Source organism: Zobellella denitrificans (genome assembly GCF_002237365.1).
Classification (GTDB): domain Bacteria; phylum Pseudomonadota; class Gammaproteobacteria; order Enterobacterales; family Aeromonadaceae; genus Oceanimonas; species Oceanimonas denitrificans.
This window is the reverse complement of sequence record NZ_NMUO01000046.1, coordinates 12,504-29,613: the sequence shown is the minus strand read 5'-3', so window position 1 is coordinate 29,613 and position 17,110 is coordinate 12,504. Positions and strand designations below refer to the sequence as shown.

Here is a 17,110-nt window from a genome sequence, read left to right as displayed (position 1 = left end):
CTATAGACACTACCAATTACTCGAAGCACAGGGCACCACGCGCGTTGCGCACCCCACTACGCGCCGAAGCCGTCAGTTGGCTACAGGGGCACGCACCCGGACGAGCGCGCCGCCCCCCCCCCATTCCCCCCTGCCCCTCCCCGGAGCGCAGGCGGCCCGCCTGCATTGCCGCGCAGCGGCAACCCTCGTGGCCTCAAGCCACACCCAAACCACGGCATCACCCCCAGACGGGCACGCAGCCCGATGCCGAGGATGGCAACCGCCGGCCCCTGCGGTCATAATAGGAAACAATGCCAGGCGCCAATCACCACCCATTACACCAGGAAAACCGCCATGCCCGTGCTTCCCCGCATTATTGAACTGGCCCGGCAACATCCGGAGATAGCCGCGCTGTGGCTGTACGGCTCCCGGGCACGGGGAGATCACCACAAGGGCAGCGATTATGACCTGGCCGTGGTCTTCACCAATTGGGAAAAACACCCCCTGACCCGACGCCTGCGCCCCGAGGAACTGGCGCTGGAATGGCAGCAGGAGTGCAGCTTGCCCGATGGCCGCTTGAGCGTGGTGGATCTGTCCATAGCGCCGGTTCCGCTGGGCTGGAGCATCCTGAGCGAGGGCAGGCTGTTGCTGGACAAGTGGCCCGACCGGCGCATGCGGGCCGAGCAACGCATCTATTCCATGTGGGAACTGGACTATGTGCACCCCCAACAAGGTACAGGCAACCCATGACCTTTATTGATAACAATGGCTATATCAGTGCCCAGCAGGAGCACCTAGACCAGTGCGAGCTGGATCTGGCCGAACTGCAACGCCGGTTGAGCCAGGCCCCCTGGAGCCGCTTCGAGCAAAGGGCCGCCGAGCGCACCCTGCAACTGCTTATCGAGTCCTGCATCGGCATCGCCAAACAGTGGTCGAAGCAGGTGACCGGCAAGGCCAGCAATGAAGCACTGACCGCCTTCAACCGACTTACGGACAAAGGCCTTATCCAGGCCCAGGTCCCCTGGCGCAAGGTGGTGGGGCTGAGAAACGCCCTGGTACACGATTACCTGGAAGTGGACCCGGACATCATCCGCGACGTTATCGCCTCGAACTACCACCAGCCGCTGCTCGAATTCGCCCGGCAGGGGCTGATCGCCCTGGGAAGCGTGAGGGGTGAGGAGTGAGGCATCACAATAATTCCCCCACAATGGCACCCGGATCCATTACTATCGCAACATAAGGCATCACAACAGGGAAGCTCATCATGCACGGCAACGCCAGGGAATTGGCCACCATCATCATGGACAGGTTCGACGCCTTCTACCGTCGTTTTCTCGACATCACCCAAGGCGCCAAGGTCAGGTTCGAAACCCGGGACTGGCTGGGCGTGCAGCTGGCCGGGCGCCAGCGTATCCGCCTCTACGACCACCATGTAAACGAAACCCTGCAGGCGGTGAGCGACCACATGGGCGGCGCCCCCCTCGGCCAGGAAGGCCTCAAGGAGCTGAAGCAGGCGTTCAACGATCTGCTTACCCACCACCCCAACCCCGAGATAGCAGAGTCCTTCTACAACTCGGTATACCGGCGTTCCCTGCGCCACAAAAACATCCGCGCCGAAAATCTCTATGTGCACGGCTTTATCCGCCGCGCCCCCGAGCCGGACCTGGCCCCCTACAGCTGGCACTACCGGCTTGACATGCAGGATCTCGCCGGCTGCCTGCGCCGGGTGCTGGAGCAGACGGGGCTGGCCGTGCCCTTCAGCAACCTGGAGCGGGACCTGGGCCATGTGCGCCGTTACCTCGAAGAGCAGGGGCCGGTCGAACTCGCCAGGGGGGAATTCAGCCTCACCTTTATCAACACCCTGTTCTACCGCAACAAGGGCGCCTACCTGGTCGGACGGCTGGAGCAGGGCCCCCTGCTACTGCCCTTTATCCTGCCCATACTGCACGACGACGAGGGCGGCCTCAGCCTGGACACCCTGATCCTCTCGAAGGACGACTCTTCCATCCTGTTCGGCTTTGCCCGGGCCTATTTCATGGTGTGGTGCCCGGTGCCGGCGCTGCTGGTGCATTTTCTGCGCCCCTTGCTGCCCAACAAGGCGGACTACGAGATCTACACCGCCATCGGCTGCCAGAAGCACGGCAAAACCGAGTTCTACCGCCACTTCCTGCACCATCTGCACCAGTCCAGGGACCAGTTCGTGGCGGCGCCCGGCATCAAGGGCATGGTGATGAGCGTATTCACCCTGCCCTCCTTCGACGTGGTGTTCAAGGTGATCAAGGACAAGTTCACCCCGCCGAAGGAGGTGAACCACGAAACGGTCAAGGCCAAATACCGGCTGGTGAAGCAGCACGACCGGGTCGGCCGCATGGCCGACACCATGGAGTTCACCAATTTCGAGCTGCCGCTGCACCGCATCAGCCCCGAGTTGCTGGCCGAGCTGCAGCAGGTGGCCCCCTCCCTGCTTACCATCAAGGGCGACACCCTGGTGATCCGCCACCTGTATACCGAACGGCGCATGACGCCGCTCAATATCTACCTGGAGCACGCCTCGGACCAGGCGGTGAGCGACGCCGTCGACGAATACGCCAACGCCATCAAGCAACTGGCGGCGGCCAACATCTTCCCGGGCGACATGCTGTTCAAAAACTTCGGCGTCACCCGCCACGGCCGGGTGATCTTCTACGACTATGACGAAATCGCCTACATGACCGAGTGCAACTTCCGCGACATTCCCAAGGCCCGCTACCCGGAAGACGAACTCAGCGCCGAGCCCTGGTATTCGGTGGGCCCCAACGACATCTTTCCGGAAGAATTCGCCACCTTCCTGCTCAGCAGCCCCCGCATCCGCGAGGCCTTCAAGCAGCAGCACAACGACCTGTTCAGCGCCGGCTACTGGCGCCAGCTGCAGCAGAACATCCAGGCCGGCCAGTTTGTGGACGTGTTCCCCTACCGGCGCCGGCAGCGGTTTAAATATCTGTACGAAGAGGAGTGAGAAGTGGAGCGCAGGCGGTTCGCCTGCATTTCTGACCTGGAGCGCAGGCGGCTCGCCTGCATTTCTGACCTGGAGCGCAGGCGGCTCGCCTGCATTCCCGCGCAGCGGGAAACGTACGTGCAACCCCCATGCGGGCGGGCCGCCCGCGCCCCATTGTTTTATGTTATTAACCCGGCGGCAGTTTAGATCTGATATACTGTGCGAATGAAAACAGATGCACGCAAGCTCACCACCGAGCAACAAGAGCTGCTGAGGCAGCAGGCCATCCGACTTCGACTGGAAAATAAGACCTTCCGCGAGATCGGCCGATTACTGAATGTTCATCCGGATACCGTGGGCCGTTGGTTCAAGCGCTACGAGGCCGGCGGCAAAGCGGCTCTCGCCGTCCAGAAACGGGGTCCAAAAAACAAGCCCGGCCGCCTGAACGCCGTGCAACAGCAGAAGGTGATCGAGGCTATCCGCGACCATATGCCCGATCAGTACAAGCTGGGGTTTGCCCTGTGGACCCGGCGCTCCATTGCTGAACTGATCAAGCAATTTTGGGGCATCCACATTCCGGTTCGCACCATGGGGGACTACCTCAAGCGCTGGGGATTTACACCCCAGAAGCCCTTGAAAAAGGCATGGGAGCAGAGCCCGGCTCGTGTCGAAGCCTGGCTGAACGAGGAGTATCCACGTATCAAGGCCCGTGCCAAGACTGAAAAGGCCCAGATCTTCTGGGGCGACGAAACCGGCATCAAGAACACGGTCCAACATGGGCGCAGCTATGCCCCGGTTGGCAAGACGCCGGTACAAGCCCTGCCGGCCAAGCGGGTTTCCCTGAACATGGTGTCGGCCATCACCAACCAAGGTACGGTCCGCTTCATGCTGTATGAATCCACCATGACGGCAGACGTGTTGATCAAGTTCATGCGCGGGCTGATTGCCTCCACCCCGGGAAAAGTATTTCTGATCCTGGATAACCTGCGGGTTCATCATGCCAAAAAGGTCAAACGCTGGCTGGAAAAAGGGACGGTAAAGCGTTTTCTGGAGGTCTTTTTCCTGCCCGCCTACTCACCGGAACTGAATCCGGATGAGTATCTCAATGGTGACCTGAAAGGCATGGTGCACAGTGGGCCGGCGATTCGCAGTGTGGAAGAGCTCAAGAAGCGAACCCGCTCCTCTATGCGGAAGTTGCAGCGCAGGTCGGAGCGGGTGAAAAGTTACTTCCGATCGGAGCACATCGCTTATGCGGCATAATCGATGTATTTTGCCGCCGGGTTAATATCTCTTGCCCACCGCCGACATGGTTTTGGCCTGGCGCAGGTTTTCTATGGCCTTGGGATAGTAGCGGGGCGAGGCGTCGATGGCGCGCTGGAACAGGCTGGCCGCCTCGTCGTATGACCCTTCCATCATGGCGATATAGCCCAGGTCATTGAGGGCTTCGGCCTGGGACATGTTCTTGCGCAGGGCCGCCAATGCCTCGGACTTGCGACCCCAGCGGTAATAGAGCAACCCCAGGTTATTCCAGGCCCGCTGGTATTCCGGATCCTGGTTTACCGCCCGGGTCAGGGCTCGCTCCGCCTGGGGGTATTCACCGTCGAGATAATAGGAAAAGCCCAGGTTGGTGTGCAGCATGGCCAGGCCGGGCTGCACCTTGAGCGCGCACTGGTAATGCTGCCGGGCCCGTTCGCCCTGCTCCAAAATGTCCGCCAGCAGGCCCAGGGCATTGTAGCTGCGCCAGGGCGAGCGGTTGTCGGTAACACAGTTGGCGGCATCGGCGGTGGGCGCATTAAGCCGGGCCAGATCGGCGGCCACCACCTCCTGCAGCAAGGTTTCCGCCTCGTGATGGCGCTTCATGTCCACCAGCAGCAGGGCCAGGGCTTCTTTCAGATCCTGCCGTTTGCCGTCGAGGGCAATGGCCTCGCGATAGGCCTGCTCGGCCGCGCCGTTGTTCTTGCGCTGCTGCTCCAGCCGGGCGATGTTGAGGTAGAGATCCGCCTTGTTGAATTCCCTGAAGGACAAGGCCTGGCCATAGGCGTAGACCATGGCATCGACATTGCCGGAGGCTTGCGACTGGGAGATAAGCATGCGGGCTTCCGCCGCATTGGTGGGCTTGATCACCCCGGATCCCGGTGTTCTCCCGCCGGAAAGCCCGTCTTCTTCCTGCTGGCCGGTGGTGGCCGCACAGCCGCTCAGCAACAGCAGCATCAGGGTAATGGTGAGCTTGTTCATCTTGTTATCCTTAAGCCAGTCCCTGGCTAAAGCCGGTTGATTCCACCTAATGCTAGTAGCAGCAATGGGTCTCGGCCAGTGCCTGTCTCCCTGATTAATTGACCCCGCCCTCTTTTTTACTTCTTTTTAAGAACTACCACCCATCACCTTAAGCACCTTAAGCAGTGCCGGACCGACCGCCACGATAAAGAACGACGGCCAGATAAAAAACACCAGCGGAAAGATCATCTTGGTGCCTACCTTGGCCGCCAGCTCTTCCGCCTCCTGCTTGCGTTTGATGCGGTATTCATCCGCATAAACCCGCAGGGTTTCGGCAATGCTGGTGCCCAGCTGGATACACTGGTTGATGGCCACGTTAAGGCTGCGAAAATCCTCCAGGCCGGTGCGCAAAATAAACTCCTCAAAGGACTGCTGCATGGTCAGGCCCGCCCTTAGCTTAGCGGAAACCAGGGTCAGTTCATGGGCCAGCTCCTCATGGCTCATGCTGACCTCCTGAGCCACCCGCTGCAGCGCGGCCTTAAAGCCCATCCCCGCCTCGGTACAGACCACCAGCAGATCCAGAGCATCCGGCATCGCTACCTTCATTTGGGTCATACGTTTATCAGCCATTCGCTCCAGTATAAATACGGGTAATACATAGGCCACATAGGCTATTGCCGCTATCAATAGCAAAATTATATTAAAGGGGAGCTGGGTATACAGGTTAAGTCCAAGGAAACCAAAAATAACAGCAAGCAAAATCACTATTATCCTGATGCCGTTAAACAGGCTATAGGCCGACTCCTTATGAAAGCCCGCATGCACCAGCAGGGTACGGATACGGTGGCCGTTAAAGCCGCTACCATGCTGTTTGGCGATAAAAAGCCGCTGCTCCAGGGTCTGGTCGTTTGCGTCCGCCTCCTGCTGGATATGCTTAAGCTGGCGCCGATAGGGGCTCATTACCCCGCTGGCCACCAGGGTCAGCCCCCAGAACAGAGTAATGGCGGAAAGTCCCACTATCCCGATGAGTAGCCACTGGCGCAGTTGCGGATCCGCCAGCACCGGCCCCAGCAGTTGGTTTAGCATGTCCATATTACACCTCTATCTTGATAATTTTGCTGATCCACCAGGTGCCGATGGCCATACCTACACCACCAAAAATCAGTAACCGGTTACCTTCTGGTGACCCCAGCAGTTCAGCCACATAGCTGGGCGTCGTCAGATAAATAAGGGCAAACAGGGCAAAGGGCGTCAGTACCAGTACCCAGCCGGACATACGCCCTTCGGCGGACAGGGTGCGCAGCTGGCGGTTAAATTTAAAGCGCTCGCGGATAATACGGGCCAGCTTGTCGATATTTTCCACCAGGTTGCCGCCGGTTTCCCGCTGCACCTGCACGGCGCTGATCAGCGCCATATTGGATATGCTGGGCACCCGCTCCAGCAGGCCGGTCATGGCCTTGCGCACATCCTTGCGGTAGTTGATATCGGCGAACACCAGGGCGAACTCCCGCCCCATGGGGTTGGGCATCTGTTCGCTAATCAGCTTGATGGTGTCGGCAAAGGAATAACCCGCCTGCAGGCCCCGCTTCATAATATCCAGCGCCTCGGGCAACTGCTGCTCGTACAGGGCCAGTCGCTGCAGGTAATTGCGCTTTAGCTTAAAGTGGGCAGCCAGCGGGGGAAGTGCCAGCATAAAAAGGGTAAGCCAGATATTGTGCAGCCAGAGCCAGCTTATCAGTGCCAGCACCAGGCTGATGGCCCCCACCATCAGCACCAGTTGCCAGGCATAGAGCTTTGAGCCGGCCAGCTCCAGGGAAAAGGCCACCCGCTCCATCAGGGGCAGGGTCTCGATACCACGCAACAGGGGCGAGAGGGCATCCAGCTTTTTGGTACGATAGATGGAAGCCTGGGCCTGCTCGCGGTTTTCTTCCGCCAGGGCCCGGACCCGGCGCTTGAGCATGGCCGAGTACTTGAGCCGGGGCTGGGTCACGGGCACAAACAACGCCATGCTTAAACACACCACCGCCAGTGCCACCAGTGCCAGAAAAATCAGGGTATTCATGGCAACCTCCCGCTAGAAAATCCCTTTATGCAAGTCGGCATCGCCAAACAGGCTGCGCGGCAACACCATGCCCCGGCGCGCCAGGCGGTCGTAAAAGTTGGGCATAACGCCGGTGGGCCTGTGGCGGCCCAGTACATTGCCCTGGTCGTCGATGCCGGTGCGCTCGAAGGTAAAAATTTCCGACATGGTAATGGTCTCGCCCTCCATGCCGTGCACCTCCTGCATGCTGATCATGCGGCGCCTGCCGTCTTCCTGCCGCTCCAGCTGGATGATGAGATCCAGGGCCGAGGCCACCTGGGTGCGGATATTTTTTACCGGCATGTCGAAGCCGGTCATGGACACCATGTTCTCCAGCCGGCTAAGGGCGTCCCGCGGGCTGTTGGCGTGCACCGTGGTGAGCGAGCCCTCATGGCCGGTATTCATGGCGGTAAGCATGTCAAAGGCCTCGGCGCCGCGCACCTCCCCCACCACTATGCGGTCGGGCCGCATCCGCAGGGTATTTTTGACCAGATCCCTTAAACCCACCTCGCCCCGGCCCTCGATATTGGCCGGGCGGCTTTCCAGCTGCACCACATGGGGCTGCTGCAGTTGCAGCTCGGCGGAGTCTTCCACCGTAATGATGCGCTGGTTGGCGGGAATAAAGCTCGAGAGGATATTAAGAAAGGTGGTTTTACCGGTGCCGGTACCGCCGGAGATAAGAATGTTGAGCTTGCCCTTGACCACCGCCTCCATCACCTGGGCGATGGCCGGGGTGATGGTGCCGAAGTCTATAAGCGTATCTATGGCCAGTTTTTCCACGGTAAAGCGGCGGATGGACAGGGTGGGCCCGTTCAGCGCCAGGGGCGGGATAATGGCATTGACCCGGGAGCCGTCCTTCAGGCGGGCATCCACCATGGGCGAGAGCTCGTCGATGCGCCGGCCCACGCTGGACACGATGCGCTCTATCACCCCCATCAGGTGCTCGTCGTCCCGGAATGTGAGCGGCACCCGCTCTATGCGCCCACGCCGCTCCACATAGAGGCTTTTGGCGCCGTTGACCATAATGTCCGCAATGGTGCTATCGGCCAGCAAGGGCTCCAGCGGCCCCAGGCCCAGCACCTCGTCGAGTATCTGGCGCACTATCTTCTGGCGCGAGGCCAGCGACAGAGGCGTGGGTGAGTCCTGCATCAGCTGCAGGCAGAGCCGCTCTATCTGCTCGCTGGCCTGTTCCCTGGACACCGTCTGCAGCATGGGCAGATCCAGCATGTCCATCAGCCGGCTATGCAGGCGCTGTTTGTGGGCATCTTCCTCCTGGTTGAGGATATAGTCTTCTAGGTTCATCCGTGACCCCCTTGGCCTCGGCTATTTTTTGCCGAACAGCCGGTTAAATAATCCCGGTTTGGGCTCGTTCTGCCCGGGCCGGGTTTGCAGTGCCTCAACAACGGCGTTGAAGGCGGCCACCAGTTTATGGTTGCCCTTTTCTTCCGCCACCAGCCGGCCCAGATCGGTACAGGTTTCCGCCATGGCGAAGTCGTTGGGCAGGGTAAGGATTCGGGTGATTTCGGTGGCTTTTTCAATTTCCGCGAGGGAAACGTCCTTTTTCTTGTCGAAACGATTGATCAGCAGCAGGATGCGATCCTTGCCTATGCCCAGTTCATGGCGCAACTGACGCAACAGGTAGATGGTTTCGCGCAGGCCCGCCAGGCTCTGCTGCATCACCACCAATACCCGGTCGGCCTGCTCCAGCAGGGGCAGGTTCCAGCCCTCCGGCCCGCGGGACATGTCCACCAATACCTGCCCGTACTGACCACGCACCAGGTGCAGCAACTGGGAGCACTGGCGGGCGGATGCGCTTTTTTCATCGTGCAACGCCAGGGTGGAAGTGGGCAGCACCTCAAGATGCTCCCGGGCCTTGCTCACCATGCCGGCCAGGGCCATGGCATCCAGCTCGCCGGCGCGCTGCAGGGCCTCGCTCAGGCCGCCTTGTTTGTTTTTGATATTGAGGTAGTCGGCCAAAGAGCCGTAGCGCATGCTGGCATCCAGCAACAGGGTTTTGCTCCCCTCCTCCTTCCGGCTAAGGGCATGGCCCAGGTTGGCACAGACAAAGCTGGCCCCCGAGCCCGCCTTGCCGTTGACCACTACTGTTACCGGCGCCAACTTGACACTGGCGGACACCTGGGCCGAAATCCGCACCAGGGCGGACCAGAGTTCGACCGGCTCGCTCTCAAAGGGCAAAAAATCCATGGCGCCCATGCGCATGGCCCTGCGCACCAGGGCGGTGTTTTTAACGTCACCCATAAAAACAAGGGTGCGTTCTTCCCCCGCTTTGCGCTCCAGCTCGTCGTATACCGGCGCCATCATGGGGTGATCCACCAGCAACAGCACCTGGCGCTCGCCCTTGGGCAGAAAATCCTGATCCCCCAACCTTTTTAGCTGCAGCTGGTGGCTATGGTGCAGTTTTACCTTAAGCAGGGGCCAGACTCGCTCGTCCGGATCCATTACATTCAGCTGCAAGGGGCAGGACAGGGCCGGTAATGGATGTATCCCTTCCCGCTCCAACTCGACTATTTTGGCGTCTGACATCGGTTAAGCTCCTCCGATACTGCATGAGATTTCACCGGCCTTGGTCATGCCCAGGCTTTCGGCCCTCAGGGTGCTGGAAAAGTCCGGGGCCAACATGGAGAGATCCACACTGAGCGGCAAGATCATTTCATACTGGTAATTCGTGATCCGGCTACGTACGTAACGAATGCTGTTGTAATCGGCCCCCAGCGGGGCGGCCAGCAGGGTGCCCGTGGTACCCAGGTATTCGAACGATACGTTTTCCGGCACAAAACCGGGTAAAACCCCGCCCAATTGCGTTGACACCATGCCGGCGATGGTACCGTCAAGCGCCTCGTTTACCGGGCAAACCGTGGCCAGGCGGGCGGCACGGCGGGATGCCTCGTTCAATACCCCCCAGGTGTAAAGCAGCCTTCCTGCCTCCATAACCGCAAACATCACCAGAAATACCACGGAGCCGACAATGGCAAATTCCACGGTAGTGGTACCCAGCTGCCACCGTTTACCTGGCCCTTTCATAGCAAGGCTCTCATGGTCATGCTTGTTTGCAATGGAAAACCAAGGGAGATGCTGTTACCGAAAAAAGTATTGAAGGTCTCACCAAAAATGGGTTGCCAGTCGTAGCTGACATGAATTTCCACATAGGTGTCATCGCCGATCATGGTTGGCGTAATGGTAATGTCCTCGGCCTTAAGGCCGGGCAGCACCGTTTTGGTGCCCACGGTTTCCTGGCCGTAGAGGATCATGTTCTTGGTTTTGCCCTGCACCAGGGTAACGTCGAAGTTGCCCGCATTGGGGCTGACGCTGGCGGTTCTTGCCCCCGCCCGCACCGCCTTGGTCAGGGTGTTGTATTCATAGAGCATGCGGCCAAACTCGCCGATGGCGAGCAGCAGCAGCAGCATAATGGGCAAGACCAGGGTCGCCTCTACCGCCGCCAACCCCTTTTGTCTGGATAAGCGCAACATCAGGAATCGCCCTCCATACCATCTTTATAAAGCACCAGCCGGTAGGGGCCATTGTTCAGGTTACTGTTGCCCACCCCATCGGCGGTGCAGTTTTTTACAAACTCGGCTACGATAAACTGATCGTTACCCTGGCCGGTGACTTCCTGGCTCAGGTACATACAGGCAGTCCCCATGGAAGGCACTGTGGTTTTACCCTGGTTTACACCGCTGCAGTTGCCTACCGGTACCTTGACCATGCGCCGCTTGGGCACGCAATGGGCCGTATTGGGCGAAGTGGAGTTAGTACCATTTACGTAGTCGGGATAACTTTGCAACTTGGCCAAAATAGTCGGGTCGGTCAGCTTGGTGCTGCCGGCGGTATTTGCAAAGTCCGAATCGGAAAATAACACCGGGGCCAGGCTGGGTACGGCGCAATCGGCATAATAGGCATCATCGCCGCCTTCCACCGGGGCACTCAGGGGTTCCGTCATCGGACTCTTGTATTTGCCCAAACGGGTGTTAAGGCCAGCCCCGGTCGGCCCTATCATATTACCGGTTTCGGTCGTGATATTGTCACCCGGAGAAATACAGGAAGCGTCGGTCAAGGCCCCTGCCAGCCCTTCCCGGTAGCCAGCCGCCCCGGAGGTACCCAGGTCCACCGCCAGGAAGTTGCCCGGCCCCACGGGGGTACTGTTGCTGGGCACCTTGATCACCACCACATCCCCCTGGTTATTCTCGTCGGAAGGGTTGAAACCAAAGTTATAGTCGGACGGGATATTATCCGGATCCGGCGGGTTGGTGTCGTTGGTGCACATCATCAACGGAATGATCTGGCAAGGGTCCTGGATAGTCGGGCTGGCTCCCGCTACCGCCGAGGCACCCACCTGCCAGATATCCACCAACAGCTGGGAAAAAAACTGGTCTACCGGCACCGTGGGTAAGGTCACCCGGATATAGTGGGCTGTTTCATCATTGGTGGGAGTAAATTCATACTGGTCGCCGGCCAGGTTGTACACGCTGTGGGAAAACTCGACCACCACCGCCTCGGCCAGGCCGGCGGGGTCGATATTCACCCGGCCAAAGCCATCACCTGCCAGTATGGCCGCCAGAGTGTCTTCTACCGCCGCCCGGGCGTCCTCATGGTTGCCACCCTTGTCCAGGGTTTCGGCCCCGCTCAGGGCGGCGGAGTCCACCGCGTCCTGTACCCGGGTCTTGTTGAGCAGAAGATAACCGCCGTCCAGGGCCAGGGCGGTGAAGGCCAGCAATACAAAAAGCGCCACCGTCACCAGTATCAGCACGGCGCCTTTCTGCTGCTTTCGGTGTGATAGCGCTTTCATGGCGTTAACTCCTGCTAGTTGCCAAAGTTAAGGGTAACCTGGGTCTTGCCCTCGGCCGGGGCCTCGGCCCCCTTGGCATATTTGCCGTAAAGGGGCACGCCGTAGTTACCGTCCAGGGTCAGGGCGGCTATTTTGCCGTCGTTACGGGCGGGCGCCTCCGGATCCATAATCTGCAGTTCGTTCAGATCCTTGATGCTCTCGCCCATGGCAAAGTTGTAGTGGCGCTCGGTGGCGCAACCGGCCAGAATGCCTGCGGCCAGCAAAGTCAGTAGTATACTTTTCATATTGCCGCTCCTATAAAGACTGGCCGTAGGTCTGTTCCATGCCGCCCTCGCCCATGGCGGGGTTGGCACCGGTATTGCCGGCAGGCGCCGCCAGGGGCGTAGCATCGCCCACCCGGGTGCGCTCCGACATGCGGCCCAGCAGGTAGAATTCCATGTCGTTGGGCTCGATAAAGCCGTCGGTGGGCAGGGTGATCTGCTGCTTGTCGAAGGGCCTGACCAGGCGGGGGGTCACCATAATCACCAGTTCGGACTCGCCCTTGACAAAGCTGCGGCTGGTAAAGAGGTTACCCAGCACGGGCACATCCCCCAAAAATGGCAACTGGCTCACCGACTCGCGGGTGCTTTCGTTCAGCAGGCCGGCAATACCGATGGTCTGGCCGTCCCCCAGTTCCACCGTGGTGCCGGCGCTGCGCTTGTTAAGGGCGGTGATATTGCCGAACACCGGAATACTGGTGGTATTGGCCACGGTCGGCTCGCTGACACTGACATTGAGGTTGAGGTTGATCTTGCCGCTGTTCAGCACCACGGGGGTAAATTTAAGCCCCACCCCGAATTCCTTGAATTCGATGGCAATGCCGTCTTCGTTGGGCACGGGCACCGGGAACTCTCCGCCGGAGAGGAACTCGGCGGACTGGCCGCTGATGGCGGTGATGCGCGGCTCGGCCAGCACCCGGGCAAGTCCTCGGGTTTTGGCCAGATCCAGCGCCACCTGGAAGATATCGTCACCACTGGTCCAGTTGCCCAGCAGGGTGTTGGTGCCGAATTCGGCCAGCTGCCCCACACTGTCGCGCAACAGGGTAAAGCTGCCGCCCTTGAGGCTAAGGCCAAAGGCGGACTCCCAGCTGCGGGAGGTATCCCGCGCCACCTCGGCGACGGTGACTTCCAGCATCACCTGCTGGCCACCGCCCACACTCATCATGTTCATCACCTCGGAGCGGGCCGTGCCCCCCTCGGCGGCCACCACATAGCCCCGGGCCAGTTCATAGGCGGCGTTGAGCTTGTCGAGATCCGACACCTCGCCGCTTACCACCAGTTGCCCCTGGGAGGTATGCACCTGTATGGGCTCGTTGGGCAAAAAGCGGTAGAGCCGCTCCTTAAGGCCCTGCAGGTCGTGGCTTACCTCGATGTCGTACACCTGCATCAGGGCGTCATTCATGTCCCACACCATCAGGTTGGTATGGCCCAATGACTTGCCCACCAGGTAAAGCTCTCTGTCTTGCAGCACCAGCACGTCGGCGATGGCCGGGTTGCCCACCGACACCCGGCTGGCGGGCCGGTCGAGCATCAGCGAGCGGGATTTATGGATGGGCAACTGCACCTCGTTGCCCGCCTGTTGCAGGGTGCCGCCGGACCAAACCAGCCCGGGCGACAACAGCAATACCGCCCCCAGAATCGTGCCGAGAAGGGTTTTCATAGCCACCTCCGTGTGAACTTTTTTATTTTGTGGTGTCAGCTTTTAACCGGTATCTGTTGCTGGCTGGTGCCCTTGATAAGATCAATGGTGGCCTGGCGCCGCTCCCTGGGCTGGGGCGCGGCCGGCTCAGGTGCTGCCTCCGGCACCGGGTCGAGCGCCGCCGTTACCTCGAGATCCCGGTCGTCGTTGGGGTTGCGCAAGGCCAGCTGGATGCGGCCATTGGAGCTGGCGTTAACCAGCCGCTCGGCCTGCTCGGGGTCTACCTCCAGGGTGACGGCGCGCACCAGCTTGGGCCGGTTTTCATCGGTATGCTGGGTTTGATCCACCGCCAGCACCTTGAGGTTTTGCAGCACGGTGCGGGTCATGTTGCCCTCGGTAAAGAGAATGTCGACCCGGTTGCCGGGCAGCAGAAAGCCGGCCACGCCAATCACGTCGTTCACTCGCACGGTTACCGCCCGCATGCCGGGCTCCAGCAGCACCGAGAGGGTGCTGCCCTGGCCGATGGGGGCCAGCCGCTCCTTGCGCAGCACATCGCCGCGGTAGAGGTTGTTTTTGGCCACCATGTTCTGCACCTGGTCCAGGCTGGTCAGGGCGCCGGGCGGCACCAGGCGGGAGTCAATTTCTTTCAGTTGTACGTGCAGGGGTTCTATGGGGGCGCCGGGGATCAGATCGATGGCGGCCACCACCACCTGGGCGGACTGGGCATCGGCCTGGGCCAGGGCGGCGCGATTTTGCTGGTTGAGCCAGTTGTTCGCCATCCAGGCGGCACCAAGGCCGAATGCCACGGACAGCACAAACAACAGCAGGGTACGTGTTTTCATAACCTTGTCCTTGGTTTCCCTGTTTATTTATTCTCGTCACTGAGTATAGTCAGTGCACGCAATACATGTTCCAGGCTTTTCGCAAAATTTCTTCGCTCAAAGGCTGGCCGGCCTGGCCATTAAAATGCATGATATCTCGCGCTATGCCGAGAATATCCCTCGGGTAACAGGCAATCAGCGGTTTGGCGCTGTTTTCATGCAGTTCCTCGACCATAAAGCGGAATAATGGCTCGGTGGCCACCAGCTGGTATTTTTCCAGGTTCATATTCCACACCTGCTTGTAAAGCTCCACCGGCATGGCCTGCAGGTGGATCTTGTAGCCCAGGCGGCGCAAAAAGGCCTCGTCGGCAATGGTTTCCGGATCCAGGTTGGTGGAAAACACCAGTATCTGCTCGAAGGGAATATCAAAATGCAATCCGTTCGGCAAAGAGAGAAAGTCCCGTCGTTCTTCCATGGGCACTATCCAGCGGTTGAACAGCTCGTCGGCGGAAAATCCCTGCCGACCAAGGTCGTCGATTAAAAACACCCCGTTATTGGCCTTGAGTTGCAAAGGCGGGCTATACTGCCGGGATTGCCGGTCGAAATGCACCTCCAGCATATCCAGCTTGAGTTCGCCCCCCACCATCACCAGGGGGCGCTTGCAGGGGATATAGCGACCGTCCCTTTCCTTTTCATTATGTTCATCCACCCGCCAGTGATAGAGGGGGTCGAATACCGGAATAATGGTGTTTTGCACCGCTATGGCATGGGGCACATAGATATGCTCGTCGAAGATTTTATTGAAACGGTGGCATAAAAAGCTTTTACCGGTGCCCGCATGACCGTAGATAAGCAAGGGCCGGCGTGAATTAAGCGCAGGCCCCAGGGTGTTGATAAGATCCTGGCTTATCACCATATTGTCCAGTGCAGCCAGCAGCCGCTCGCGGCGGATGCTGCGCTCCCCCAAAGACTGGGCCAGCACCAGCTTGTTGTAGTCGGCCAGGGGGATAGGCGCCGGGCCTATATAGCCGTCCCGGGCGCTGACTTCCTGGGCCTCGTACTGGCCCTTGTTGGTGAGCGCATAGCGGATGGGCTCGTCCATCCGGCCCGAGGCGCGTACCTCCACCAGTTGCAGGGTTTTCAGCTCCTGCAGCAGCGGCTCGACAATGCTGCCGCGCAGGCAGAGCCGATCGCTTAAAATCGGCAGCGAGAGGCTGCCTTCTTCCTGCAAATGACGCAGGATCAGGCGAAACAGCAACTCGCGGGAAAGGCCGGTTTCGGCCAGGGTTCGGGGTTTGGGCAGCAACATCCTTGTTCCTCCTTGCAAGAGCCGGAAGCTTGAAGCCGGAGGCTGGAAGCTTGAAGCTGGAGGCTGGAAGCTTGAAGCCGGAAGCAGGAAGTTGCCGGCAGCAGCGGCAGGGGCACTCCCTGCCGTGTCCGTTCTGTAGGGCCGAATTTATTCGACCATCAGCGCCCCATAAAGCATAGCCGGTCGAATAAATTCGACCCTACGAAATCAGGGTAAAAATATTAAAGTGGTTTAGCACTACCGCAAGGGCGGCGCCCATCGCCAGGGCAGGACCATAGGGCACCTTAAGCCCCGCCATCTCCCCCTCTATGGGTGCCAGATAGCGGCGGGTACCCAGGATAAGGCCATAGCGGGTAAAGGTTTCCTTAAAGCCCTGCCAGCCCACCTTCCGCCAAGCCAATACCAACACCAAAGGTAGACCAAACATAAGACCGTATAGCAGGGATTCCAAAAAAATTTGCCACCCTACAAAGGCTCCTATAGCCAACCCCAGTTTTATATCTCCACCAGCCAAAAAGCGGAAGAAAAAAAGAGGAAACAGCAAAATAAAAGAATAAACCAAACCGGATAAAGAAAAAGCCACTCCAAGCCCAATGAAATTATTATAAAAAAAAGCCGCAGGAATAAAACTCAGCGTTAGCCAGTTTGGTATCTTATGAGTAGTTAGGTCTAACCAAACAACAACGGCAAGAAAAATAAACAATGGCAGCTGTATCATAATCCCACCATAGCCTTATAAAAAGGGGCTAAAACGCCCCTCTCATAACAGTGCATACTTTAAGGCCTTGCTGCGCCACAATCGACTGTACTACCAGTTGTAGCAACGGCTGTACATAGCTCTTCGATAGTGTTATCAACTTGATTACCCAACTGGAAAAATGCAGCAACAACAGCTGCTGAAACCAATGCGCCGGCTACAGCATATTCAACGGTAGTCAGACCATCCTCATCATTTACCAAGCGAAGCAATTCTTTTGCAATCAACATAAAAATACCCTCATATCCATATTGCGTATTTTTATTCCCATATTGCTATGGAAAGTACATTTAGCAAACTTATTTTCCCGGAAGTTACCGGAATTACGGTTATGCCCCTGGCATACCCAATTTACTCATATAGTCGCGCCGCCTCCTTTCATGCTCGATTATATGTTCCGGACAGGTTCCGGGCCCCAAGCGCAATGCTTACAATAGGTATAGTGCAGTGATGGAAGTAATCAAAGTTTGCCCGGGTTGATTTTTTTAGGTGTGT

General features: G+C 58.8%; 18 protein-coding genes. 4 read left to right on the top strand and 14 right to left on the bottom strand.

What is annotated here, in order from left to right; genetic code table 11:
* Positions 1–333: 333 nt before the first annotated feature.
* From mntA to CGX12_RS11160, 4 genes are all read left to right on the top strand, one after another.
* Positions 334–729, top strand: a complete 396-nt coding sequence (mntA, locus tag CGX12_RS11175) for a type VII toxin-antitoxin system MntA family adenylyltransferase antitoxin (protein ID WP_094039964.1) — start codon at positions 334–336, stop codon at positions 727–729.
* Positions 726–1,163, top strand: coding sequence for a type VII toxin-antitoxin system HepT family RNase toxin (gene hepT, locus CGX12_RS11170; RefSeq protein ID WP_094039963.1), 438 nt, complete (start codon positions 726–728; stop codon positions 1,161–1,163). The genes mntA and hepT overlap by 4 nt, the downstream gene beginning before the upstream one ends.
* A gap of 80 nt (positions 1,164–1,243) precedes the next feature.
* Positions 1,244–2,974 carry a bifunctional isocitrate dehydrogenase kinase/phosphatase gene (gene aceK / locus CGX12_RS11165; protein WP_094039962.1) on the top strand — a complete coding sequence of 577 codons (1,731 nt, stop codon included), beginning with the start codon at positions 1,244–1,246 and terminating at the stop codon, positions 2,972–2,974.
* Positions 2,975–3,178: 204 nt separating this feature from the next.
* Complete coding sequence (locus CGX12_RS11160; protein WP_094039961.1) at positions 3,179–4,213, top strand: IS630 family transposase; 1,035 nt, start codon at positions 3,179–3,181, stop codon at positions 4,211–4,213.
* A gap of 21 nt (positions 4,214–4,234) precedes the next feature.
* Here CGX12_RS11160 and CGX12_RS11155 read toward each other — a convergent pair whose 3' ends face one another.
* The 14 genes from CGX12_RS11155 to CGX12_RS11090 all read right to left on the bottom strand — a co-directional run bounded on the left by CGX12_RS11155 (position 4,235) and on the right by CGX12_RS11090 (position 16,845).
* A complete protein-coding gene (locus tag CGX12_RS11155; protein WP_094039960.1) occupies positions 4,235–5,188 on the bottom strand; it encodes a tetratricopeptide repeat protein in 954 nt (317 codons plus the stop codon).
* Between the two features lie 126 nt (positions 5,189–5,314).
* Positions 5,315–6,259: a type II secretion system F family protein gene (locus tag CGX12_RS11150; RefSeq protein ID WP_094039959.1), complete on the bottom strand. Its 945-nt coding sequence runs from the start codon at positions 6,257–6,259 to the stop codon at positions 5,315–5,317.
* Between the two features lies 1 nt (position 6,260).
* A complete protein-coding gene (locus tag CGX12_RS11145) occupies positions 6,261–7,229 on the bottom strand; it encodes a type II secretion system F family protein (protein ID WP_094039958.1) in 969 nt (322 codons plus the stop codon).
* 12 nt (positions 7,230–7,241) lie between these two features.
* On the bottom strand, positions 7,242–8,549 hold the full coding sequence (locus CGX12_RS11140; RefSeq protein ID WP_094039957.1) for a TadA family conjugal transfer-associated ATPase: 1,308 nt from the start codon (positions 8,547–8,549) through the stop codon (positions 7,242–7,244).
* Positions 8,550–8,570: 21 nt separating this feature from the next.
* A complete protein-coding gene (locus CGX12_RS11135; RefSeq protein WP_094039956.1) occupies positions 8,571–9,791 on the bottom strand; it encodes a CpaE/TadZ family protein in 1,221 nt (406 codons plus the stop codon).
* Positions 9,792–9,794: 3 nt separating this feature from the next.
* Entirely contained in the window at positions 9,795–10,247 is a 453-nt protein-coding gene (locus CGX12_RS11130; protein WP_254918273.1) for a TadE/TadG family type IV pilus assembly protein, read from the bottom strand.
* Positions 10,248–10,285: 38 nt separating this feature from the next.
* Entirely contained in the window at positions 10,286–10,672 is a 387-nt protein-coding gene (locus tag CGX12_RS11125) for a TadE family protein (protein ID WP_438273036.1), read from the bottom strand.
* A 62-nt stretch (positions 10,673–10,734) separates the two neighbouring features.
* A complete protein-coding gene (locus tag CGX12_RS11120; RefSeq protein ID WP_094039953.1) occupies positions 10,735–12,051 on the bottom strand; it encodes a pilus assembly protein TadG-related protein in 1,317 nt (438 codons plus the stop codon).
* Between the two features lie 14 nt (positions 12,052–12,065).
* Positions 12,066–12,335, bottom strand: a complete 270-nt coding sequence (locus CGX12_RS11115) for an addiction module component (protein WP_094039952.1) — start codon at positions 12,333–12,335, stop codon at positions 12,066–12,068.
* Positions 12,336–12,345: 10 nt separating this feature from the next.
* Positions 12,346–13,749, bottom strand: coding sequence for a type II and III secretion system protein family protein (locus CGX12_RS11110; RefSeq protein WP_094039951.1), 1,404 nt, complete (start codon positions 13,747–13,749; stop codon positions 12,346–12,348).
* A gap of 35 nt (positions 13,750–13,784) precedes the next feature.
* On the bottom strand, positions 13,785–14,570 hold the full coding sequence (gene cpaB, locus CGX12_RS11105) for a Flp pilus assembly protein CpaB (RefSeq protein ID WP_094039950.1): 786 nt from the start codon (positions 14,568–14,570) through the stop codon (positions 13,785–13,787).
* Between the two features lie 49 nt (positions 14,571–14,619).
* Positions 14,620–15,858, bottom strand: a complete 1,239-nt coding sequence (locus CGX12_RS11100) for a DUF8689 domain-containing protein (RefSeq protein WP_094039949.1) — start codon at positions 15,856–15,858, stop codon at positions 14,620–14,622.
* A gap of 199 nt (positions 15,859–16,057) precedes the next feature.
* Positions 16,058–16,576, bottom strand: a complete 519-nt coding sequence (locus tag CGX12_RS11095; protein ID WP_094039948.1) for a prepilin peptidase — start codon at positions 16,574–16,576, stop codon at positions 16,058–16,060.
* 59 nt (positions 16,577–16,635) lie between these two features.
* Positions 16,636–16,845 (bottom strand): pilus assembly protein, encoded by a 210-nt coding sequence (locus tag CGX12_RS11090; protein WP_094039947.1) that lies wholly within the window; start codon positions 16,843–16,845, stop codon positions 16,636–16,638.
* Positions 16,846–17,110: the final 265 nt, after the last annotated feature.